We start from the raw sequence: 22,984 nt of genomic DNA, 5'->3' as shown, positions 1-22,984 counted from the left end.
TATAAACTACAGATGGATTTTCCATGACATTTCCTCTTCAGCGCGCAGGCGCTGAGCGGTGGACGCCCGCGCGTTTGCTGCTGCTTTCCTGCATCCTGCTGCTGGCACTCACGTTGCCTGCGGCAGCCCATGGCATCGCGACCGGTGACAAGGGCTATATTCAAGAGATCTCCGGGATCAACATCATCCCCTTCATGTATCTGGGGGCCAAGCACATGGTCACGGGGTACGACCACATCCTGTTCCTGCTTGGGATCGTGTTCTTCCTCTACAAGACCAAAGACATCGGCGTTTATGTGAGCCTGTTCGCGATCGGCCACTCCACCACGATGCTGCTTGGAGTCTACTTCAACATTGGCATCAACGCCTACATCATTGACGCCATCATTGGCTTCTCAGTGGTCTATAAAGCGCTTGATAATATGGGTGCCTTCCGGGTCTGGTTTAAGTATCAGCCCAACACCCGCCTCACCACACTGGTCTTCGGGTTCTTTCATGGCTTTGGGCTGTCCACCAAGATCCTCGAATACGAGATCTCACCGGATGGTCTGGTGCCAAACCTCATCGCCTTCAATGTGGGCGTCGAGCTGGGTCAGTTACTGGCCTTGAGCGGCATTCTCATTGTCATGGGCTATTGGCGGCGCACGCAGACCTTCTGGCGTTACGCCTATTCCCTGAACACCACCATGATGACAGCAGGCTTTGCGTTGGTAGGATACCAGCTCACGGGCCTCATTCTATCTTTTTAATGTGAGGCACCATGCATAATACAACTCCACCAAAGCGCACTGAGCTGCCATCTTCCGCGCAGCTGAAACGCTCCACCATTATCGCAGCGTTGTCTGCTCTGGCTCTTCTCATCATAGTTATCCTGCCCTCTGAATACGGGGTAGATGCCACCGGCATGGGCCGCGTTCTGGGCCTGACAGAGATGGGTGAGATCAAATCCCAGCTGGCAGAGGAAAGTGCAGCCGATGCAGCTGCAACTGCGGCTTCTGCACCGACAGCCTTCACTCAGCCAGCGGCAACCACTTCACCGGAACTGACCAACCGCGTTGACGAGATTGAACGCAAGCTGGCTGAGGTGATGCTGAAACAGCAGTTGCGCGAGCGTGTGACTGCCACCTCCCGCCGAGTTGACACAAAGACTGTTGCACCAGCGAAAACTGTTGCTGCAGTACCCGCGGCTCAACCTGTTGCCCCGACACCTGCCATCAAAAGCGATCAGACCACCATTCAACTTGATCCCGGTCAGGGTGTTGAGGTGAAGCTGGTGATGAAGGCCGGCAAGAGTGCAGCGTTTCGCTGGACGGCAAACGGAGGCACATTGAACTTCGACACACACGGTGACGGGGGTGGTCGCTCCATCTCCTACGTGAAAGGGCGCGGTGTGCCGCAAGATGAAGGACAGATTACAGCGGCATTTGATGGCAACCATGGTTGGTTCTGGCGTAACAGAACTAACAGCCCTGTTACTTTATCACTGCAAACACGCGGAGAATACGAGTCGTTTAAACGAATAAAGTAAGCGTCTCATCAAGTTGACCTAATCGTCAATTCGGGTGGTTTTTCTGTAGTGTCCCGGCAAAATGCCTGCAAAACCTAAAAATCACCCGGGTTTTCCCCTTAAGCGCACAATATTCGGCGACAATCTGTCATGGGGTTCAATACCTATTACTCGAGGTAATACTGATATATGTCTCGCCAAAGCGCTTTGGTACAAATAATATTGCAACTAACCCGCACGTTCCCCTCAGTTAGTTTGTGATTTGTCATTTGAGGGAATTTTAAATCGTTATAACGTGGTCAAACCACGCTTTCGTGCGATTGCATCAACTACGTATTCCTACTTATTTCATTCCAACGCGTTTCGATGCACTTTCCCTTCAAATCTTTTTGCACCCGGTGAAAAGTTTTTCACCTGCAAGGTTTGCCGCCACCCTCGGCAAGCCTAATTCGGGGCCTTACTGCCAGCTATACCCCCTTTTAGCTGGTGCGTAACAACCGAACCACATGAGTAAAAGCGAAGTCCGTTCCCTGCTGTTATAGACAGCATTCCCTCCTCCCGGGCTTCGCTTTTTACTCACTCAACATGCGATCGGGAGACCTTTAAGGTGACGAAGCTGCGTCCAGGCGTCATTTTTGGCGAAGAATACAAAACCCTCATTCAGGCAGCACGCGAAGGGCAGTACGCTCTTCCAGCAGTAAACGTAGTTGGCTCCAACTCAATCAACGCAGTGCTCGAAGCTGCAGCAGCCAACAAATCCGACGTAATCGTACAGCTCTCAAACGGCGGCGCACAGTTCTATGCTGGAGCAGCCTTGCCGGATAGCTTCCAGGCCCGTGTTCTTGGCGCGGTTTCCGCAGCCCAACACGTGCACCTGCTGGCAAAACACTACGGTGTTTGCGTTGTGCTCCACACAGACCACGCAAACCGTAAGCTGGTGCCTTGGCTGGAAGCTCTTATCTCGCACGGTGAAGACTACTTCCGTGCAAATGGTCGTCCACTCTTCACGTCTCACATGCTGGACCTTTCTGAGGAAACTCTGGAAGACAACCTGTCGGAAAGTGAACGCCTGCTGAAACGCATGGCTCCACTGCAGATGAGCCTTGAGATTGAACTCGGCTGCACCGGTGGTGAAGAAGACGGCGTTGGTTCCGACGACGACATCGGATCTGACAATCCGAAACTGTACACCCAGCCAGAAGACGTACTGGAAGCGTACAACCGCCTCGACCCACTGGGCCACTTCTCTGTGGCAGCATCCTTCGGCAACGTGCACGGCGTGTACAAGCCAGGCAACGTGAAGCTGCGCCCTGAGATTCTTCGTGAAAGCCAGAAACTGGTTCGCGAAACCCACGGTCTGGGTGAAAACCCACTGCCACTCGTGTTCCACGGTGGTTCCGGCTCTGAAAAAGCAAAAATCGCAGAAAGCCTGGGCTACGGCGTGTTCAAAATGAACATCGACACCGACACCCAGTTCGCATTCTCCGAACAGGCGGGCGCTTATGTGTTCGAAACGCCAAATGCGTTCAAACACCAGATCGACCCAGAGACCGGTGTCCCTTATAAGAAGGTCTACGATCCGCGCAAGTTGCTGCGTGAAGGTGAAAAAGGAATCGTCACTCGTTTGACAGAAGCCTTTGAAGACCTTCGCAGCACTGGTAAATCCCTGGCGCAGTAAGAATGACCTCACAGGCCACACGTTGGGGGTGTGGCCTGGACTTTAATGGAGTACAGGATGAAAGCGCTATTTATTGGCCAGTCCTATATTGACGTGACCTTTTTGTCAGAGACCATGCCGGAAGGTGATGAGAAGGCAATTGCTCAGGATTACGCCGTCAGCTTTGGTGGCAACGCTGTCACCGCGGCTTTCGTCTGCGCAAAGCTGGGCATCTCACCTGACCTGCTGTGCTCCATGGCAGACGACTGGCTGTCTCGCATGTTCCGCGACATGGCGGCCAAGTATTCCATTCCGATCCACGGCGCTAAAGTGAAGGAAAGTTCCCTCTCCTTCATCATGCCAAAGGATGGCAAGCGTGCCATCGTGCGTTGCCGTGATAACGACTTCCTGCATCCGGTTCCTGAACTCAACCTCGCAGGTTGTCAGGCGCTGCACGTCGATGGTCACATCCCACACGCTGCTCTGCATTACGCAAAGCTATGCCGCAAACATGGCATCCTGACGTCTCTGGATGGCGGTGCCGTTCGTGAGAACACCGAGGAACTGCTCGACTACATTGATGTGGCGATCGTTTCTGAGCTGTTCTGTGAGCAGCTGGAAAAATCCCCGGAAGACACACTGGAATACCTGCGTGCCAAAGGCGTGAAGGTCGGTGGTGTCACTCAGGGCGAAAAGGGCCTGCTGTGGTACGAAGACAAGTGCCCAATCAAGCGTTTGCCAGCTCTGAAAGTGCCAAAAGAACGCGTCATCGACACCAACGGTGCGGGTGATACCTTCCACGGCGCCTATGTTTACGGCTACCTGGCAGACCCTCAGGGGACCTGGGAAGACCATTTCAAACTGGCTCGTGCGGCTTCCGCACATGCCATTCAGTTCCTCGGCAACGAGGCCTCTCTGCCAACCGTCCTCGACTTGGACAACGTGCAGAAAAACTTTCCTGCGAGCGACTAATCTAAGCGGCTTTGCCATGGGTGAAGCCATTTAGAGCCAAATAAAAACAATAAGAACGAACAATAACAATAATAGGCCCCACACGGGCACGTGTTCATGTGGCGCTCGCACACTCAAAAAGCCCCGTCTCTTTATGAGGCGGGGTTTTTATTTTGTCTTTTTCATATGTAGCGCCAAAGATCCAGACCAGCTTCCCTTAGTTATTGTCAGCTATACCCCCTTGATTCAGGCGGATTAGAAAAGGTGGAAAACCCCAGTCTGCAGATATTTTTTGCAGGATCACACCAGTGAAAACCAAGATATCTCTGGCTTCTCATTCCCGACTTTTAATAACGTTGAATATTACGGGCTCAGTTTCACTAATATTCTTCACGAATTCCAGAGAATATAAGTAAGCACATGATGAAGCCCATTGATCGCAGGCTTCTTTCACACAAACACAAATTGCATACAAACAACTGCTCGCCTGACGCGACAGAACAATTTCTGCATGCCAATTACACAGTTTCCGGCAGCAGTATTTAGCTCAGTTTCTATTGTTTAAAACAGGGTTTATACTATGACTCATCTCAAATATTCATGTGCTTTGGTCGCCTTGCTGGCGAGTGCAGGCATGGCACACGCAGGCACAATTACTATCACCACAGATGGCAGCAATGTGGTGACTCATTACACAGGCTCGTCAGACAACGCTGACACAGCCCTTGTTGAGACATCGCAAACCGGTATTGCCGACAGCGCAGACGTTGATCGCATTTTCGCAAATGAAATCAAAGGCAACGCCGCAGATATTGCCAGTAACAGCCAAACTATTTCCGACTTTGAGACCCTGTTTGGAACAGTGCAGACAACAGCACCAGCGGCAATCTCTGATGGTGTTAAAGATCCGCTGAAGAACAACACAGGCACGCCTCTGGAGGAAGTCCGCGATATTGAAGCTGCACTCAAAGATGGCACAACAGCCAAAACCGAGTGGAAAGCTTACCTGGACCACGTAGAGGCAAAAGCTGCTGCTGGCGAAGAGATCACTATGGATGCTCCGACAGATCCAGCGGCGGCTGACTTCACGAGCGGCGCTCTGCCTGCGAACATGGCGGCAGATCTGGGTACGCTTGATACTGCAGTAGACAACTACGCGGCGGAGCAGTTACCACACGAGAACTACAGCACCTTCACCACGGCCAATGGCGCCAATGCATCTGGCCGTGCAACAGCTCAGGCACTGGAAAGCGGCGAAGGCTTAGCGAATGGCATTCTGGCATCCTTCAACGCGGTAGATGCTAAGATTGGCGACATCAGCACACTGCCAAGCGATCTGCAGGCACCAACTCCGGCAGACACCACCGTTGTTTCGGCTGTGACCAAGCTCAACGAGAAGGTCGGCTCTCTGGCTGATCTGAACTCCACCTTTACCGGCACAGCTCGCAACAGTGTTGTGGCAGCAGTCAACAGCAATGCTGAGCGTATTACTGCCAACAGCGCAGCTATTTCTGACAACAGCTCCCGCATCGTTTCATTGGAAGAGGACGTTGATGAGCTGCAGTCCGGTGTTGCCATGGCAATCGCGATTGCCAACGCGCCGATCATTCAGGGCGGTTACAACGGCCTCTCCCTCTCTGGTGGTTTCGGGCACTTCAAAGGCAAGTCTGCAGGTTCAATGAAAGCTGCTTTCATGCCAATGGACAACATGGCGATCACCGCCTCCGTCGCAACCGACTTTGATGACAACGTCGCCGCTGGCGCGGGTCTCGGTTTCTCATTCTAAGTTTTCAAGGAGAGGCACATGAGCCGACTTCTTTCATTTTTCTTCGTAGCCTTCGCCATGGTTTTCCATGGCGGGGGTGTTCTCGCACCTTCCTCAGCTCAGGCAAAAGAGGAATGGTCTGTTCAATGCAGCAGGCAACAATGCCAAATGTACGCCGAGATCCGGCTGCAAAACGGCACCTTGTTTAACAACATCGCGTTTCGCAAACTCAATGCCACCACATACGCGGGCATCCTTAAGCTACCCCTCGGTATTCACATCCCAAGCGGCATCAACATCGGCATTGACGAAGCGGCAATCATTCAGGCCAAGCTGATCACCTGCAATCCTGATGGGTGCGAAGCTGCCTTTACTGCAAACCAGACGGTGGTGGATTTTCTGAAGCGGGGAGACAAAATGTCGATCCTCGTTCGCAAGGCAGGCGACAGAAAACAGCTGGCCCTCAACTATTCTCTGATTGGCTTCACCCGCAACTGGAACGCCTTCCATAAGCGTATGGAAATGCTGACACCGTAGCCAGAAGGCCAAATAGATTTCTTGGGAGGAGTAAGTTACTGATATGCCTTGCACCTGTAGGGAGGAACAAGGCCGCTGTGACGTACTCATCCAACACCGACAACTCCATATCCATTCGTGATGAGACCGAATTTCAGCGGTTTATTGGGTATGAGCTGGAGCTTTTCCCTAAGGATGGCACGGCGACATGTGCGTTGGATATTGATGCCAGGTTTGCCAACCGCAGTGGGTTTGTGCATGGGGCGATTGTGACCATGTTGCTGGACAATGCCTGCGGTGGATCTTGCAGCGCAACGGTGGATCCTACTGGTAAGCAACCGTTTGTGACGCTGTCACTGACAGTCAACTTCATCGCACCTGCCATCTGCAAGCGGTTGGTTGCGAAGGGCAAAGTTGTTGGCGGCGGTAAATCAACGCTCTTTGCAGAAGCACAGTTGTTTGACGAGAACGATCAACTGATCGCAACAGCCACCGGCCCTTTCAAACGCGCACCACAGCGCGAGATGCGGCTTGATCACTCCTGAGTCTCGCGAGGCTTTGGTCCGACGCCGTCAAAGAAGGTCGTCATGAGCAATGCCGTGACATCGCGGATATCCGCCTCTTCTTTCACAATCATATCCCAGGCAGAAAAAAGCAGTGCGTCGTAGGTGTTCATCACCCACCGCGTCGGTAGTTCCTTACGAATGTCACCATCTTCTTTCGCCTGCTCAACCGTAATGATTGTCTCTTTTTCCATAAAGGCATAGCGTGGATCTTTGCTCAAAACGCGTTCCCCATCCAGCCAGAAGGATGAGAGGAAACGCAGCCGGTCAGCGAGCGGAAGCATCAGCTCAACAGCCCGCATCATCGCTTGCTTCCCGCGAAGGTTTTCTTTCTCAATAGGCGTCAGCGCGTTAATAATATCCTCAAAGCTGACCTTCAGGACCTCCTCAATCAACGCTTCCCGAGACGCAAAATGTCGATACAGCGTGGCGCGACCAATCCCGGCAACCTCAGCGATCTCCGTTAATGAAGCCATTGGATTCACTGGCAATTCTGCCAGGCCAGCTTCAATCAGGGCTCTGCGGGACTTAACAGCCCTTTTATCACGCATTAACATTTCACCCTCATTTTATGAGACGCACTTGTCTCACATATAATTATTATGATACACAACCGTCTCATAAATCAAGATCAGAGATGATCTAGAGGCGTTCACTCAGCGATAATCGGGCATTCCGTAGGCCTAAACCAAACTCTGAAACCTGCCTCAATTAAACATATTGCTCAGGAGCACTGAATGTCCAAACGGATTGTGTGGTTGTCAGCGGCATTGGTGCTACTGGGAACTGTCGGTACCTATGTTCTTTCGCTTGAAGACACAAGTGATGTCGACATCGGAGAAAAGGACGTTGTTCTGCCTGTGGTCAGCTATGTGACTGCGCAGGCAGCCGATAACACCGGACATATTTCTGTTTTTGCCGAAGTGCGCCCACGTTGGACTGCGGATCTAAAGGCGCAGGTCTCTGGCAAGCTGTTGTCCGTGGCTCCTCAGGCCCTTGAAGGTAAGAAAGTCTCCAAGAATGAGGTGATGGCGCAGCTGGAAAAGCACACTTACGAAGCCCAGCTGGAAGATGCCAAATACCAGCAGTCGACTGCAGAATTCAATCTGAAGAAAAAGCAGAACAAGCATGTGCTTGCGCTGAAAAACTGGCGCGCAGTGAACCCGAAGGAAGCCCCACCGGAAATGGCCGTCCATATTCCGGAACTGCGCGTTGCAGAAAAAGCATTGGAAGCTGCTGTCCAGAAGGTAAAAGTCGCGCAGTATGATGTGAACACGACCACCATCAAGGCCCCCTTCAGCGGGTTTGTGACAAAACGCCATGTGAGCATCGGCCAAAGCATCTCTGTAGGCGATACCTTGTTCACCCTGTTGGACGCTGAGCAGTTGGACATCACCGTCTCTCTGGACCAAGCCCAATGGAACCTGCTGGAAAAGGCGTGGCAGGAATTTCCGGCGAAGATCTATAATGCTGACAAGGAACTGGTCGGGCTTGCCAGAATCCAGCGCGGTGGCGGCTTCCTTGACCCTAAATCGCGCCGTTATCAGCTCTTCCTCGAGATCGTGAAATCACCGGAAACCACTGTTTTGCCGGGCGAGTTCGTGAAAGTTGAACTGCAGAGTAAAACAGTCAACGACAGCCTGAAATTGCCTGCGACTGTGCTCACTCAGGAAGGGTTCATCTGGTTCTTAAACAACAAGGACGAGCTGCAGCGCTTTGAAGCTTCTGTCGTGTTCCGCAATGATACAGACATCATCGTGAAGATGCCGAATGAGCTGCAAGAGATGGATGAGAAGCGCGTTGTTCAGCTGCCGATGGCCGCGTTCTTACCGGGCCAGCACGTCGCCCCAACTCCAGCGGGGCACTAGCACATGGCGTGGCTCACAAACTGGTTTATTCGAAACCCGGTCGCAGCAAACCTCATCATGGCGTTCATCCTGATTGTCGGGGTATCCTCTCTCATGAACATCCGCATTGAGGGCTTTCCCAAGCTGCCTGCGGATACCGTGACAATCACGACCGAACTGCCCAACGGCTACACGGAGCAGGTTGATAAGCAAATCACCCGCAAGGTGGAAAAGGCGCTGGAAGGCCTGAGCGGCGTCAAGAACATCAGCTCAATTTCACAACCAGGTTCGTCTGTTGTTTCCGTCCAAAAGACAAGCGATACCAAACTCTCCACCCTGCTGGATGACATCCGCTTGAAAATTGATGGCATCTACAATCTGCCGAAGAAAGCGGAACGGCCTGTCATTGAAAAACAGAGCATGGATATGCCAGCCATGTTTGTGCAGGTCTACGGCGATGCGGATTTTAAAACCCTGCAACGCATCGCCCGCCAATTGCGCAACAAGCTGCTGGCCAGCCCAGAAGTTTCCCGTCTCAAGCAATGGGGTTTGCAGACCGAACAGATCAAGATCGGTTTAGAGCCATATACGCTGGAACGTCTGAACCTGACCCCTGAGCAGGTCATGAACCGTATCCGCGAGTCTTCTCTTTACTATCAGGGCGGAACGCTGAAGACCGAAGGCGGCTATATCTCTTTGCGCGCAGATACTCAGGCCTATTATAAAGCCGACTTTGAGCGCATTCCGATCATTGAGTGGGAAGACGGCACCACAACCACTCTTGGCGACATTGCCAAGGTGGAGGACGCCTTTGCTGACATTGATATGGAAGCACGCTTCAACGGCAAAGAGTCCGTTGGACTGGAAGTGCTGATTGGCCGCAAAGACAACCTTATTCATGTCTCAGAGGATGTGCAGGCCATCATAGCTGACTTCCGCACAACTCTGCCGACTGGTGTACAGGTGGGGATTTGGGGCAACTCCAGTGATTACATCGAGGATCGCCTGAGCCTTCTTAGCTCCAACGCGTTTCAGGGTCTGGCTCTGGTGGTGTTGATCCTGTCGCTGTTCCTCAACATTAAGCTGGCCTTCTGGGTCGCCATGGGCATTCCAATCTCTCTGGCTGGTGCGTTTGCTGTGGCGACGACTGGCTGGGTCGATTATTCACTCAACGACATCACCACGTTCGGCCTCATCATCGCACTTGGTATTCTCGTTGATGATGCCGTGGTGGTTGGTGAAAGCGTCTTTGAACAACGCAAACGCTATGCGGACCCGCGCAAAGGTACGGCGGCAGGCGTGCATAAAGTAGCCGTTGCGACGATATTTGGCGTGCTGACAACCACGGCGGCATTCTTCCCGATGCTTCTGATGAACAGTGAGCTGGGTAAGATCCTCGGCAGCTTCTCAGGCATTGTTATTCTGGCTCTGTTGTTCTCCCTTTTCGAGAGCAAGTTCATTCTGCCCGCTCACCTCGCTTACATCTCTTTGGAGGATAAGAAGCAGAACATCTTCTCGCGAGGCTGGGGCAAGGTGCAGGGCGTGGCGCGCGGTGGCTTGTTCTGGTTCTGCGACACCATCTATTTCCCGGTGCTTAGATGGGCCATCCGGCAACGTTATGCAGTTCTGGTTGGCTTCATTTCTGTGGCAGTGCTCGTGTTCGGCCTGATGTGGAAGGGCAAAATCCACTCTGTATTCTTTCCGGAGATTCCCGGTCAGTACATCGTGGTGAACATGGAGATGGATCCACGCGCACCGTTCGATCTGACACAGAACAACATCTCCACGATTGAAAACATCGCAAATGCTGTTGACCGGCAATATGCCGAGCAGCAGCCGGACGTGGGCGGTGTGTTCCAAAACATCTTCCGCATCGTATCCGACAGCACAAATGCCACCATTTATGCTGAGCTGCGCCCATTGGACGAGCGCGGGGATGCAAAGACAAGTGACATTTTGCGCGACTGGCAGAACCGCACCGGTACTTTGGAAGGTGTTTCCAAACTCACCTTCTCGGGCTTTGAAGAGATCGGTGGTGGGTTCAAGATCCGTTTGTTCGGCGAAAACTCTGAGCAGTTGCGACTGGTAAGTGAAGAGCTCATGGCAGAGCTTGGCAAACGGGCCGGTGTCAGCAACCTGCGCGACACGTTCAAAGCAAGTCAGCCAGAACTTCGCCTGACGCTGAAACCGGAAGCACGTCATCTCGGTTTCACACCAGAGCGACTGGCAAGTCAGGTGGCGCACCAGTTTGGTGACGGGGAGGCACAGCGCATCCAACGTGGAGATTCAGAGGTTCGCGTGATTGTTCGCAACACGCTGGATGCACGTGATGCCATTGAGGACCTGTTGCAGTCCCGTCTGCGCGGGGCCAACGACAACTGGGTCACGCTGCAATCAGTCGCCAACATCGAAGCGCGTTATGTGCCCGGATACGTGCACCGCAGAAACGGCGATCAGGTCGCCACAATCGAAGCTGACATTAATAAACAGATCGTTGCTCCTGCTGAGCTGGGTCAGGATATCTTCACCTCCGTTGTGCCCCAACTACAACAGAAGTATCCCGGTGTTAAAATCAAGCAGGGTGGCGATCTGGAGGAAATGGGTGAAGTTAAGGGCAATATGAACCGCGCCCTTCTCATCACCTGTTTCCTCATCTTTGTTCTATTGGCGATCCCGCTGAAGTCCTACTTCAAGCCGCTGATCATCATGTCCGTGGTTCCGTTTGGAGTGGTAGGGGCAATCCTCGGCCATGCCATCATGGGCATCCCGTTCAGCATGATGTCGATCTTCGGCTTGCTGGCTTTGATCGGCGTGATCGTTAATGACTCTCTCGTCATGGTCACGCACTACCTTCACCTGAGGGAGGACGGTGTAGAGCATATTGAGGCAACGGAGCGCAGCGGCGTGGATCGCTTCCAGGCGATCTTCGTGACAACGGCAACCACGGTCGCCGGTTTGATGCCGCTCATGAGCGAAACTTCCGAGCAGGCCATGTACCTGATACCAGCAGCCGTCTCTCTGGCATACGGAGAGATTTTCGGGACACTTATTACTTTAATCCTGATTCCAGTACTGGTCGCAATTGCAGAAGATATTCGCGTCTTTCTCTTCGGCAAACGCGATAAGGCATTGGAATATGCGCAAATGGAGCGAAAAGAGGCCCTGGAAGCAGAGGAAAAACACGCGATTTCAGAAAAATCCCCAGAGAATGACAAAGATACAAAACCTGAGGGTTTTCCTCTAGAAAAGGCCTAAACGGACCTTACGACACGGCCTCCCCTTGCGGAGGCCGTTTTTTGTTGAGGACTGCCCTAGCGAAATCTGCTAGTTAACCCACTGTGAATCCGCAGAATTCCAGCACTAAATATATATAAGAAATCACTTAAGTATTGAATTTTGTAATATTTGAGTATTCTAATATAGATTATATATTAGAAATGCAGCATGCACTTATATATTGCGGAATATCAAAGAGAAAAAATCTACTAATCCGGAATTGATTGCACTCAATTTGTGCTTTTTACATTTACTCTAGGTTCCTGCGCGTACGAGCGGGCACGTATAACGTTACGGTGTCTGCTCCAATCAAATAGCTGCAAGAGGCGGCTGTTAGTACGGAGTACGCACATGGCTGGCTTAAGCCAAAATACCCAGACCACCACTCCAGCAGTGAGCAAAGGCCGCGAGAGAGTCGCATTCCTGTTTCTGGCAGTTGTTCTTGCGCCAGTTCTGATGACTGCAGCTGTTGGCGGATACGGCTTCCTTATCTGGATGTCGCAGATCCTGTTTGGCCCACCGTCCTTCTAAGAGGTAGTCGTGGCCAACTTATCCCGCAGAGCATTCTTTACCCGCTTAAGCGCTACCCCAGAGGTGGTGTCTCCAGTTCGTCCGCCTTGGACAACGGAACAGCGGATTGAAGACAAATGCACCGGCTGCTTTGAATGCGTCAAAGCCTGCCCGGAAGCCATTTTGTTCAGCGCGGATAATCGGCCTTACCTCAAAACCGGCGTTGGAGAATGCACGTTCTGCGAAGAGTGCGCAAAAGCGTGCCCAGAGGAAGATCTGTTTGATCTGACTGCGGCACCCTGGAGGCTCACAGCAGAAATTCAGCAAGGGGCATGTCTGCTAGGAAAGGGCGTTTCCTGCCAGACCTGCACCGACAGCTGTGACCCAAGAGCCCTCCGGTTCGATATGCGTGTCGCACCTACAGGAAAGATTCAACTGGATGCAGACCAATGCAACGGCTGCGGAGCTTGTCTCATTTCCTGCCCCGTAGATGCGATCGCCATGAACGACCAGAGCCGAGAAAGTTTAGCAAATGCGTAATGCAACAACCGTAGAGCGCGAAGAAGAAGCCGGTGTCTGGCACATTTCAAGTGTGCTGCTTCAGGCCGACCCTGCCAAGCGAGAGCAGATATGCGCTGCGATTGAACAGATACCTTCTGCTGAAATTACAGAAGTATCTGACTCTACAAAGATAATTGTGACGCTGGAAACACCGAGCGAACGCGACCTCGCGAACGCTTTGAGTGACATGCAGCAGTTAGATGGCGTTGTTACTGCTTCGCTCATCTTCCACCAAACCGACACCACCGACCTCAATTCAATTGTGATTTCTGATCAGGGTGACATGCAACCCGAGGGGACTTGCTCATGATTAAACTAACAAGACGCGCTGTCATTAAGGCGCAGGCTGTTGCAGCGGCAACTGCCGCAGCCGGGGCAAGCCTTCCGGCGCAAGCAGCAAACATTGTAACGGATGCAAGCAAAACAGACCTGAAATGGTCTAAAGCTGCTTGCCGCTTCTGCGGTACCGGTTGTTCCATCATGGTTGCGACCAAGAATGACCGCGTTGTTGCAACACATGGTGATGCTCAGAGCCCGGTTAACAAGGGCCTGAACTGTGTGAAAGGTTACTTCCTTTCCAAGATCATGTACGGCAAGGACCGTCTTGAGCAGCCACTGCTGCGTAAAACCGACGGCAAGTACGACAAAGAAGGCGAATTCGAGCCAGTATCCTGGGACGAAGCTTTCGACATCATGGCTGTTAAAGCAAAAGAAGCCATGAAGAAGAACGGCCCTTACGCGGTTGGCATGTTCGGCTCAGGCCAGTGGACTGTTTGGGAAGGCTACGCAGCTTCTAAGCTTTGGAAAGCTGGCTTCCGCTCTAACACCATTGACCCGAACGCACGTCACTGCATGGCTTCTGCTGTAGGCGCATTCATGCGGACCTTCGGCATCGATGAGCCAATGGGTTGTTATGACGATTTTGAGAACGCAGACGCATTCGTGCTCTGGGGTTCCAACATGGCTGAGATGCACCCGGTTCTGTGGACCCGTATCGCTGATCGCCGTCTGTCTAACCCAGATGTAAAAGTTGCTGTTCTTTCTACATACCAGCACCGCAGCTTTGACCTTGCTGACATCCCAATGGTCTTCACTCCACAGACCGATCTTGTGATTGCGAACTTCATCGCAAACTACATCATCGAGAACGAAGCCGTGGACATGGACTTCGTTAGCAAGCACACCAACTTCCGCCTTGGCAATCAGGACATCGGTTACGGCCTGCGCCCTGAGCACCCACTGCAGCAAGCAGCTAAGAACGCTGATAAAGCTGGTGGTTCTAAAGAAATCAGCTTCGAAGAGTATGCAGAGTTCGTTAAGCCATACACTCTCGAATACGCTGAGAAGATGTCTGGTGTTCCTGCAAACCGTCTGCTGGAACTGGCAAAGCTTTACGCTGATCCAGACAAAAAGGTTATGTCTCTCTGGACCATGGGTGCGAACCAGCATACCCGCGGCGTTTGGGTCAACCAGATGTTCTACAACATCCACCTACTCACCGGCAAAATCTCCAAGCCAGGGTGTGGTCCGTTCTCACTGACCGGTCAGCCATCCGCTTGTGGTACAGCTCGTGAAGTTGGTACGTTCTCCCACCGTCTGCCAGCAGACATGGTTGTGAAAAACCCTGAGCACCGGAAAATTGCAGAGAAAATCTGGAAACTTCCAGACGGCACAATTCCTGCGAAACCAGGTTACCATGCTGTTCAGCAGTCCCGCATGCTCAAAGACGGCAAGCTGAACTTCTACTGGACCCAGGTCACCAACAACATGCAGGCTGGTCCTAACGTTGTTGAAGAGATTTACCCAGGCTGGAGAAATCCAGAGAACTTCATCGTTGTTTCCGATCCGTACCCAACAGTATCCGCAATGGCTGCTGACCTTATTCTGCCAACCGCGATGTGGGTAGAAAAAGAAGGTGCTTACGGTAACGCGGAACGTCGTACTCAGTTCTGGCACCAGCTGGTTTCTGCTCCAGGCGACGCAAAGTCTGACCTTTGGCAGACCGTTGAGTTCTCCAAGCGCTTCAAAGTTGAAGAAGTATGGCCTGAAGAACTGATCGCAAAGCAACCAGAAGTACGCGGCAAAACTCTGTTTGACATCCTCTTCGCAAACGGCAACGTCGACAAGTTCCCGCTTTCTGAAACCAGCGATGAGTACAAGAACGACGAGTCCAACGACTTCGGCTTCTACATTCAAAAAGGTCTGTTCGAAGAATACGCAGCCTTTGGCCGTGACCATGGTCACGATCTGGCACCGTTCGAGCGTTACCACGAAGAACGTGGCCTGCGTTGGCCTGTTGTGAATGGCAAAGAAACCCAGTGGCGCTTCCGCGAAGGGGCTGACCCATACGTAGGCGAAGGCAAGGGCTACGAGTTCTACGGTCATAAAGACGGCAAGGCACGCATCTTCGCGCTTCCTTACGAGCCGCCAGCAGAAAGCCCAGATGAAGAGTATGATTTCTGGCTCTGCACAGGCCGTGTGATTGAACACTGGCACACTGGTTCCATGACCCAGCGCGTTCCTGAGCTGTACAAAGCTGTTCCAGATGCTCTGTGCTACATGCATCCAGATGATGCAAAAGCGAAGGGCCTGCGTCGTGGTTCTGAAGTGCGCGTTGTTTCCCGTCGCGGTGAAATCACAACACGCATCGAGACCCGTGGCCGTAACAAGCCGCCAAAAGGCCTCGTGTTCGTACCGTTCTTTGATGCAAGCCAGCTCATCAACAAGGTGACACTGGATGCAACAGATCCTCTTTCAAAACAGACCGACTATAAGAAGTGCGCGGTCAAGATCGTAGCCGTGTGAGGTACGCCATGAAACTTCTGAAACTCCTTGTAGCCAGCTTTATCGCTGTGTCTGCCTTTGGTGGAGCAAGCTCATTTGCTGCTGACACCATCTCCGAAATGCGCAACGCGGACATCCTGACTCAGGATGCCGCACCGCGGATCCCAAAAGTCGTGAACTCTGACGAACGTCAGGTGCGTAACTACCCTGAGCAGCCACCATTGATCCCTCACAAGATCGACGGCTACCAGATCGACAAGCGCCTGAACAAATGCATGACTTGTCACAGCCGGACGGCAATTGAAAAGTCTCAGGCACCGATGATCTCCATCACGCACTTTATGAACCGTGATAATCAGTTCCTGGCGTCTGTTTCCCCTCGTCGCTTCTTCTGCACCCAGTGTCACGTGCCTCAGACTGAAGCCAAGCCACTGGTTGAGAACACCTTCGTTGACGTTGATGACGTGCTCGAAGGTAAGACCGACAAGTAGGAGCACACCGTATGTTTTCAGCTATCAAACGGTTCTGGCAGGTTATCCGCAAACCTAGTGTCCATTACAGCCTTGGCTTCTTGACACTTGGCGGGTTTGTCGCTGGCATCATCTTCTGGGGTGGTTTCAACACCGCCCTGGAAGTCACCAACACAGAAGAATTCTGCATTGGGTGCCACGAGATGGAAAACACTGTCTATCAGGAACTTAAGACCACCATTCACTATACCAACCGGTCTGGTGTGCGTGCGACTTGTCCTGATTGTCACGTACCTCACAACTGGACCTCTAAGGTTGCCCGTAAGATTCAGGCATCCAAGGAAGTTTACGGCAAGATCTTCGGCACAATCAGCACACCGGAGAAATTCGAGGACAAGCGTCTTGAGCTGGCAAGCCATGAATGGGCTCGCTTTAAAGCCAACGACTCTCTTGAATGCCGTAACTGTCACAGTGAAGAGTCCATGGACTTTACGCGTCAGAGTGTGAGAGCTTCCGAGCAGCACGAGAAGTTCCTCGTGAGTGGTGAGAAGACCTGTATCGACTGCCACAAAGGCATCGCGCACAAGCTACCTGATCTGAGCCTGTTGAAAGAGGGTCACTAAGAGTGAAGCTTGCTTGATTGGTTACGGTCAAATCTCGCGAATTCACTCAAGCAAAGACTTTAGAACTCAAAGCGTGTTTGCAAGTGCGCGCGGCGAGTTCTAAGACCCATCACATGCTCAGACAAAAGAACCCCGCGGTTTGAAACCACGGGGTTTTTTCTTGTCCACATTTATTCCATAATTTTATCAATTAAAATTATATGAAATATACTCATGAGGAAAATTTCTGAAAAATGCCTCAGAGTCACCTCAATTCCCGCAATTTTGCGAGAGTTTACAAATATTAACCATTGCAAGTCTTGCCTGAAATTTTTTAAATATTTTCACCCTAGGGTTACTCCTAATTTCCTTAGGGAAGGTCTCCAGCCTTATACCAGTGCTTTTTAACACTCCGATAAAAACTGGGGGCCATATGCTCCTTAAAAATCGAGCGTATTAGAACACACCCCATCTTCAATCCATTGTTTTTGCGGAACTAATAAACTCGTCCTCAATTCAGGTGTACGTGCATGACGTTGCAGCTGAAAACTTTAGACCGGGCAAAGCACATACAAGCTTCGCCCCTCTGAAAGGACATAAAAAGATGAACGCTTTGAAGCTTTCTGCTGCAATCGTGGCCCTCGTTGCCGGCATGAGCACCGCTCAAGCTGCAAAAATCGATGTTTCTGATGGCACTGTGACAACGAATGACAAAACAATTACCGTAGATGCAGGAACAGATGCTGAAAGAACTGAGTTCCATCCTGGTCAATCTGGTAGAGCAACAGATATCACTGCAACCATAAGTGATATTGATGAATCAGATTTAAGCGGTACGCTCGCAACAAAGATCAATAATAAGGCAGATCAGAGCGCACTGAATGCTCAAGCAAAACGCATCACCAGTAACGATAGCGACATTTCACGTATCAAATCTGATATTGGTCACACCAATCGTCGCATATCTAACAACACTAGTCGGATCTACGCCAACGCTAGAGACATCGTAGGTAACAAGAGAAACATCCAAACTAATCGTGCCTTCATTGGTTCAAACGCACGCGGTATCCAATCTAATCGCGCATTCATCGGTTCGAACGCACGCAATATTCACATTAATCGGGCGTTCATCAGTTCAAACTCCCATCGTATCGATACCAACAAGCAGAATATTGCGACCAATACCGCCAATATCTCCACAAACGCCGCAAACATCTCTTCCAACACCTCCAGCATCGTCTCACTGGAACAGGATGTTGACGAGCTGCGCAGCGGTGTGGCGATGGCGGTGGCGATTGCCAATGCGCCGGTCCTTCAGGGTGGCAAAAACGGTATCTCCGTTTCCGGTGGTTTTGGACACTTCAAAGGCAAAGCTGCATCTGCTCTGAAAGTGGCGTTCCTGCCAACCGAGAACATGGCTGTTACAGCTTCTGTAGCCACAGACTTCAGCAACAACGTCACTGCTGGTGCTGGCCTGGGCTTCTCCTTCTAACAAGGATGTAGATCATGAAACCAATCTGGATCCTGCTGACAGCGGCAATGCTCTTTTTCTTTCAGGGTGTAAATGCGTACAGCACCACTGAGCCTTCCAATGAAGAGGATTGGTCAGTCAAATGCAGCAGTGACCTGTGTCAGGTCTACGCTGAAATCCGGCTTGAGAACGGTGCGCTGGTAAATTCCATCATGTTTCGCAAACTCGAAGCAGATGTGTATGCAGCTATTATCAAGCTGCCGCTCGGGATCCACATCCCCAGCGGTATCCAGATTGGCATTGATGATGATGCCTTGTTCGACGCCAAGCTGATCACCTGTCAGCCAGACGGGTGCGAGGCGGCGTTTAACGCCAACAAGACCATCGTCAACTTCCTCAAACGCGGCAAGGCCATGTCCATTGTAGTCACCAAGACCAATGACCGCAAAAAGCTGGCGCTGAACTACTCTCTGATCGGCTTCACCCGCAACTGGGAAGAGTTCACCAAACGCATGGCAGTCTTGCTGCCAGATGAGACAACCGGCTGATTTGCCCTGCCAAGACCCATGGTTGAAGCTTTAAGCTTTGGGGTCTATATTGAGGAAGATAGGAACGGGAGGCTCTCGCCCCCCATTCCCGTCGCTAGATGACTTTAATAAGAGCTCGGAAGAAGATGGTCAGTCGATTCCGGGCTCTTGTCATGCGCAGCTTAAACTTAAGCTTAATCGCAAGGTTCATCCAACATACCACCTCCTTACCAGGCCTTGCTACGATCGGAGTGCCTAACTCTCTCCGATTGCGCGGACTGACACGCGCTGCTGCTTTGCAAGGAAGTGGCTGACAGCAGCCTAACAAGCTCGCAAACACTGCGCGTCCCCGGATCATCTCCCGCACAAAACACCTAGCTTCATCTTTGGGTATCAGGTCTCGCAATCTCATGAGGCTTCCCGATAACTCGCGTGAAAAGCAGCCATCGCTTAACGCTTTGTTTTGTCTGTCAGACCATGAAGTTTGCCCCTGCTGTACAGCGTAAACTAGGATTACACAGAGCCATAACGCGCAGCAGCAGGGTGATGTCGTTGACAGACCACGTGAAGAAATCAGAACACCTCTCAAACATCGCGGCCTTTTATTCCGGAAAGCTTGCGGACGTGAAGGGCAGGAACACCTTCCAGCAAGCACTGGCTCCTGATTATGATGCGCAAGAGATACCGGAGCACTTGCTTGGGTCCAGTTTCGGCTGTGGTAATCCGCTGGCTTTCTCGCAGATCAAAGAAGGGGAGACGGTGCTCGATCTTGGGTCCGGCGCGGGACTGGATCTTATCCTTGCCGCAGAGAAGACAGGTCCATCGGGTAAAGTCATAGGCATTGATGTCAGTGAGGATATGATCACGCTGGCCAAACGCAATTGCGTGCAGCATGGCCTCCGAAATATTGAACTCCATCAAGGCGTTATTGAGCATCTGCCATTCCCGGATCAGTCCATGGACTGGGTCATCTCAAACTGCGTTATCAATCTGTCTGCCGATAAAGCTGCTGTGTTTTCTGAGATCAACCGCGTGCTCAAGCCGGGCGGCAAACTTGTCATCTCAGACATGCTGGCGGAGGACTTACCGGACTGGCTGTATATGCATCAGGATCTTCTGTCAGCCTGTATTTCTGGCGCAGTCTCAGAAGCAGCTTATTTGGAATACGCAGGAAACAGCGGTCTCACTGCGCTGACCGTTCTGGATCGGATGACTTATGAGGACGCCGTTCTGAAACAGCTCATCAAAGACGAGCTGCCCGTTGCATTGGATGAACTGGCCAGACAACTTGGGCTTTCAACAGATGCGATGCTGGACAAGGCAGTCACCGAACTCTCAGGTAAAGTGAAGGCCATCAAGCTCTATGGCGAAAAGCCAGCGTTAGGCTGAGGTGAGAGTCTTAAGCCCTTCTTCGACCCAACAAAACATAATAGCCAACACCCAGCCCCATGAGGACCAAAGCAATCAACGCAGCCACAAGATCATACGCAAAGCACGAAGTAAGTGCCAAAAGCGAGAGAGCGAGCGTTATATACGCCGTTTTTTGCCCACCCGGCGCACGATAAGGCCGGTGCAACTCGGCATAATCTCGCTTCAGCAAAATATAGCTCACACTTTGCAGCGCGTAGGAGAGCGTCGCGCCGATCACTGCAATGTTGATCATTAACTCTCCTTTGCCCGTCAGCGAGCAGAGGAATCCAATCACACCGGGAATAATCAGTGCCCAGTGTGGCACTTTTCGTGAGCTGATCGCGGACATGAACCGGGGCAAATATCCTTCCCTCGACATGGCAAAGACCAGGCGGCTGTATCCAAAAATGATAGAGAAGAACGAAGCAATCAGTCCTGTAAGCCCGATCAGATTGACGATTGCGGCCAGAACGGAGTCTTCGCCGAACACATGATCAAGCGCATCTACCAGTGGCGCGCCGTAATCTCCCACTTCCACAGCGGTCGCAACACCGGGAATAAACACAACAATAAGCAGCCCATTGGCCAGCAGAAACAACATGGCCCCAATGATACCGCGCGGCAGATCAACCGCAGGGTTCTTGGCCTCCTCCGCTGCAAGAGGCACACCTTCCACCGCCAGAAACAGCCACATGGCAAACGGAAGGGCTGCCCAGACTGAAACTTCATCGAATGCCAGCAGGGTTTGCTGATCAGAGCTGAAATGAGCAGAGGCCGCCAGATTGGCAAAGCTGAAATGCGGCACCAGCGCCACCAATGTCACCACAATCGCCAGCACAGCAAAAGCAGTCACAACCAGCATAAAACGCAGGGCTTCACCAGCGCCGAGCAGGTGCACACCGATGAAGACCACGTAAAACACCGCATACACCAAGGGGCCATTGATACCCCAAAGCGCTTCAAGATACTGTCCAATGAAGATCACAATCGCGGCTGGCGCAATGGAATATTCCAGCAAAACCGAAAGCGCCGTCGCAAAGCCGCCTGTATCTCCCATCACCTTCCGTGAGATCCGGTATCCCCCAGCGGCACTCGGCAATGCGGCAGACATCTCTGCAAGGCACAGAACAAGGCAGAAATACATCAGCCCCATCAATGCCACTGCGATGACCATGCCGAACCAGTTCGTCACCGCGAACCCGTAGTTCCACCCGGCAAAGCTGCCTGAGATCACATAGGAAACCCCAAGCGTTGCCAGCAAAAACCAGCCTGCGGCTCCCTTTTGAAGCTGTGATTTTTCATCGTGTGCCATTGCAATTGATGCCCATGAACGGAGCGAAAGTCTGGAGTAAGCCACTAGCTTACTACTCCTGCCCCAACACCCAACACCCGCTATTTCTCTCGGACTGCCCCTAAGCATCAGTTGGCGTAATGTTGACCCTCTCGCCTTTTCTGCATTAATTCCCATTCACGGGAATCTATTAAAACGAGCAGCCTGATCATTGGCGAGGATGCTCAGGCTCAGCTAGGTTTTTGGGATGACCTTTGCATTGGGAGGAGCGAAGCTCACTTAATCCTAGCGATTGTCAAATGGGTTTTGACTTGAAATGTCAGTTGACCCTCGCGATTAGCATGAGGCTGCAAAAGGGCTTTAAGTTCATTGTGAAAGTCTTGGCGGCGCGCGCCCAGCTTTACCAGCGCGAAAGTATCGCGCGAATGCTGGCACAAGATAAAGTCCTCAACGGTTTGCCGGAAAGGCTGCGAAACATACTCTTTGGTTTCAAGGATATTGATATAGTCCAAATGTTTGGTTTGGGTCGCCCGCCATTTGTTAGAGTTTACCTCTTCACCTGTGATTGTAGACACCCATTTTGCCAAAAATTGTTGCCACTCATCATGCCACGGCGGCTGAAACGCTGCATCGCCCTGAATGATTGCAAGAATATGATTTTCACTTAAGTGCTTTGCAAGTTTAGGGAACAGCCTGCTTGGTTCCATCCAGTGGATGCTTGACGCAAAGGTGACTGTGTCAAACTTACCCGCCAAAGGCGCCCTTTCGGCTGTCGCTTTCACCCACTCAAGGTTGTCTGTCCTACCGTTTTCCAAGGACCGACCCAATTTTATCATATTAGCGGAAGGGTCTACGGCGCAAACCTGATCAAAGACTTGCGTCATTGGTCTGGCAATTTTGCCCTCGCCGCAACCCAGATCCAATAGACGGTGTGTTGCGGAAGACCGATCAATGATGCACTCGTAAATTTGGTGAGCGTAAGGAGGGCGGCACGGGTAAAGACCCGCAACTTCAGGTGCTTTGAATGTGGCCCCGGCAATGTCGGACAATGGAATTTCTCCGAAAAAGGCGCACCATCCCTAGCCTCGTTACCAAGAGAGAGCTGGTATGCTTTAAGTGTATGATTATACTCAATTGCCCTGCGCCGCTTGAGTGGTTCGACTTGAACGTTAGTGCATAGTTGGCTTTTGGTCCACAGGCACGCTGCTCCTGCGAATGCCTGTGAGCTGATGAATGGCGGCAAGTAGGAGAGCTGGATCATCTCGTTGCTAACTAC

Annotated in this window: 21 protein-coding genes; 18 read left to right on the top strand and 3 right to left on the bottom strand. The window is 51.8% G+C overall.

Annotated features, from left to right (window positions below; translation table 11 throughout):
- Positions 1-23: 23 nt before the first annotated feature.
- The 7 genes from PsW64_RS19655 (at position 24) to PsW64_RS19625 (ending at position 6,941) form a co-directional block, all read left to right on the top strand.
- The gene (locus tag PsW64_RS19655; protein WP_063304663.1) at positions 24-749 is read left to right on the top strand and encodes a HupE/UreJ family protein; all 726 of its coding nucleotides are present in this window, start codon (positions 24-26) and stop codon (positions 747-749) included.
- Positions 750-760: 11 nt separating this feature from the next.
- Positions 761-1,528 carry a hypothetical protein gene (locus PsW64_RS19650; RefSeq protein WP_063304662.1) on the top strand — a complete coding sequence of 256 codons (768 nt, stop codon included), beginning with the start codon at positions 761-763 and terminating at the stop codon, positions 1,526-1,528.
- A gap of 586 nt (positions 1,529-2,114) precedes the next feature.
- A complete protein-coding gene (gene fbaA, locus PsW64_RS19645; RefSeq protein WP_057462099.1) occupies positions 2,115-3,185 on the top strand; it encodes a class II fructose-bisphosphate aldolase in 1,071 nt (356 codons plus the stop codon).
- Positions 3,186-3,242: 57 nt separating this feature from the next.
- Positions 3,243-4,136: a sugar kinase gene (locus PsW64_RS19640; protein ID WP_063292963.1), complete on the top strand. Its 894-nt coding sequence runs from the start codon at positions 3,243-3,245 to the stop codon at positions 4,134-4,136.
- Positions 4,137-4,695: 559 nt separating this feature from the next.
- Positions 4,696-5,901, top strand: coding sequence for a YadA C-terminal domain-containing protein (locus PsW64_RS19635; RefSeq protein ID WP_063304661.1), 1,206 nt, complete (start codon positions 4,696-4,698; stop codon positions 5,899-5,901).
- An 18-nt stretch (positions 5,902-5,919) separates the two neighbouring features.
- Complete coding sequence (locus PsW64_RS19630) at positions 5,920-6,417, top strand: invasion associated locus B family protein (protein WP_208860638.1); 498 nt, start codon at positions 5,920-5,922, stop codon at positions 6,415-6,417.
- Positions 6,418-6,494: 77 nt separating this feature from the next.
- Positions 6,495-6,941: a PaaI family thioesterase gene (locus tag PsW64_RS19625; RefSeq protein WP_063304660.1), complete on the top strand. Its 447-nt coding sequence runs from the start codon at positions 6,495-6,497 to the stop codon at positions 6,939-6,941.
- Here the strand turns inward: PsW64_RS19625 and PsW64_RS19620 are convergent.
- Complete coding sequence (locus tag PsW64_RS19620; protein ID WP_244277309.1) at positions 6,932-7,510, bottom strand: TetR/AcrR family transcriptional regulator; 579 nt, start codon at positions 7,508-7,510, stop codon at positions 6,932-6,934. The two genes, PsW64_RS19625 and PsW64_RS19620, sit on opposite strands and share 10 nt — an antisense overlap.
- A 186-nt stretch (positions 7,511-7,696) precedes the next feature.
- Between PsW64_RS19620 and PsW64_RS19615 the strand changes: the two genes are divergently transcribed.
- The 11 genes from PsW64_RS19615 (at position 7,697) to PsW64_RS19560 (ending at position 20,396) form a co-directional block, all read left to right on the top strand.
- On the top strand, positions 7,697-8,827 hold the full coding sequence (locus PsW64_RS19615; protein WP_063292967.1) for an efflux RND transporter periplasmic adaptor subunit: 1,131 nt from the start codon (positions 7,697-7,699) through the stop codon (positions 8,825-8,827).
- 3 nt (positions 8,828-8,830) lie between these two features.
- Positions 8,831-12,061, top strand: a complete 3,231-nt coding sequence (locus PsW64_RS19610; protein ID WP_063304658.1) for an efflux RND transporter permease subunit — start codon at positions 8,831-8,833, stop codon at positions 12,059-12,061.
- A 372-nt stretch (positions 12,062-12,433) separates the two neighbouring features.
- Positions 12,434-12,613, top strand: coding sequence for a periplasmic nitrate reductase, NapE protein (gene napE, locus PsW64_RS19605; protein WP_057462105.1), 180 nt, complete (start codon positions 12,434-12,436; stop codon positions 12,611-12,613).
- A 9-nt stretch (positions 12,614-12,622) separates the two neighbouring features.
- Positions 12,623-13,132: a ferredoxin-type protein NapF gene (gene napF, locus PsW64_RS19600; RefSeq protein WP_063304657.1), complete on the top strand. Its 510-nt coding sequence runs from the start codon at positions 12,623-12,625 to the stop codon at positions 13,130-13,132.
- The gene (locus tag PsW64_RS19595; protein WP_063299381.1) at positions 13,125-13,463 is read left to right on the top strand and encodes a chaperone NapD; all 339 of its coding nucleotides are present in this window, start codon (positions 13,125-13,127) and stop codon (positions 13,461-13,463) included. Before napF ends, PsW64_RS19595 begins: the two co-directional genes overlap by 8 nt.
- Positions 13,460-15,958: a nitrate reductase catalytic subunit NapA gene (gene napA, locus PsW64_RS19590; RefSeq protein ID WP_063304656.1), complete on the top strand. Its 2,499-nt coding sequence runs from the start codon at positions 13,460-13,462 to the stop codon at positions 15,956-15,958. Before PsW64_RS19595 ends, napA begins: the two co-directional genes overlap by 4 nt.
- 8 nt (positions 15,959-15,966) lie before the next feature.
- Positions 15,967-16,428: a nitrate reductase cytochrome c-type subunit gene (locus tag PsW64_RS19585; protein ID WP_063287880.1), complete on the top strand. Its 462-nt coding sequence runs from the start codon at positions 15,967-15,969 to the stop codon at positions 16,426-16,428.
- 11 nt (positions 16,429-16,439) lie between these two features.
- The gene (locus PsW64_RS19580) at positions 16,440-17,030 is read left to right on the top strand and encodes a cytochrome c3 family protein (protein WP_057462110.1); all 591 of its coding nucleotides are present in this window, start codon (positions 16,440-16,442) and stop codon (positions 17,028-17,030) included.
- A gap of 583 nt (positions 17,031-17,613) precedes the next feature.
- Positions 17,614-18,501 (top strand): YadA C-terminal domain-containing protein, encoded by an 888-nt coding sequence (locus tag PsW64_RS19575; RefSeq protein ID WP_063287989.1) that lies wholly within the window; start codon positions 17,614-17,616, stop codon positions 18,499-18,501.
- 14 nt (positions 18,502-18,515) lie between these two features.
- Positions 18,516-19,028: an invasion associated locus B family protein gene (locus PsW64_RS19570; protein ID WP_082596641.1), complete on the top strand. Its 513-nt coding sequence runs from the start codon at positions 18,516-18,518 to the stop codon at positions 19,026-19,028.
- Positions 19,029-19,553: 525 nt separating this feature from the next.
- On the top strand, positions 19,554-20,396 hold the full coding sequence (locus tag PsW64_RS19560; RefSeq protein ID WP_208980889.1) for a methyltransferase domain-containing protein: 843 nt from the start codon (positions 19,554-19,556) through the stop codon (positions 20,394-20,396).
- A gap of 10 nt (positions 20,397-20,406) precedes the next feature.
- Here the strand turns inward: PsW64_RS19560 and eat are convergent, their stop codons facing one another.
- A complete protein-coding gene (gene eat, locus PsW64_RS19555; protein WP_208980888.1) occupies positions 20,407-21,774 on the bottom strand; it encodes an ethanolamine permease in 1,368 nt (455 codons plus the stop codon).
- Between the two features lie 209 nt (positions 21,775-21,983).
- Entirely contained in the window at positions 21,984-22,757 is a 774-nt protein-coding gene (locus PsW64_RS19550) for a class I SAM-dependent methyltransferase (protein ID WP_193757829.1), read from the bottom strand.
- Between the last annotated feature and the right edge of the window lie 227 nt (positions 22,758-22,984).

Origin of the sequence: Pseudovibrio sp. W64 (assembly GCF_001623145.1) — a bacterium.
In the GTDB taxonomy this organism is placed as follows: domain Bacteria; phylum Pseudomonadota; class Alphaproteobacteria; order Rhizobiales; family Stappiaceae; genus Pseudovibrio.
This window is presented reverse-complemented; position numbering and strand designations above follow the sequence as displayed.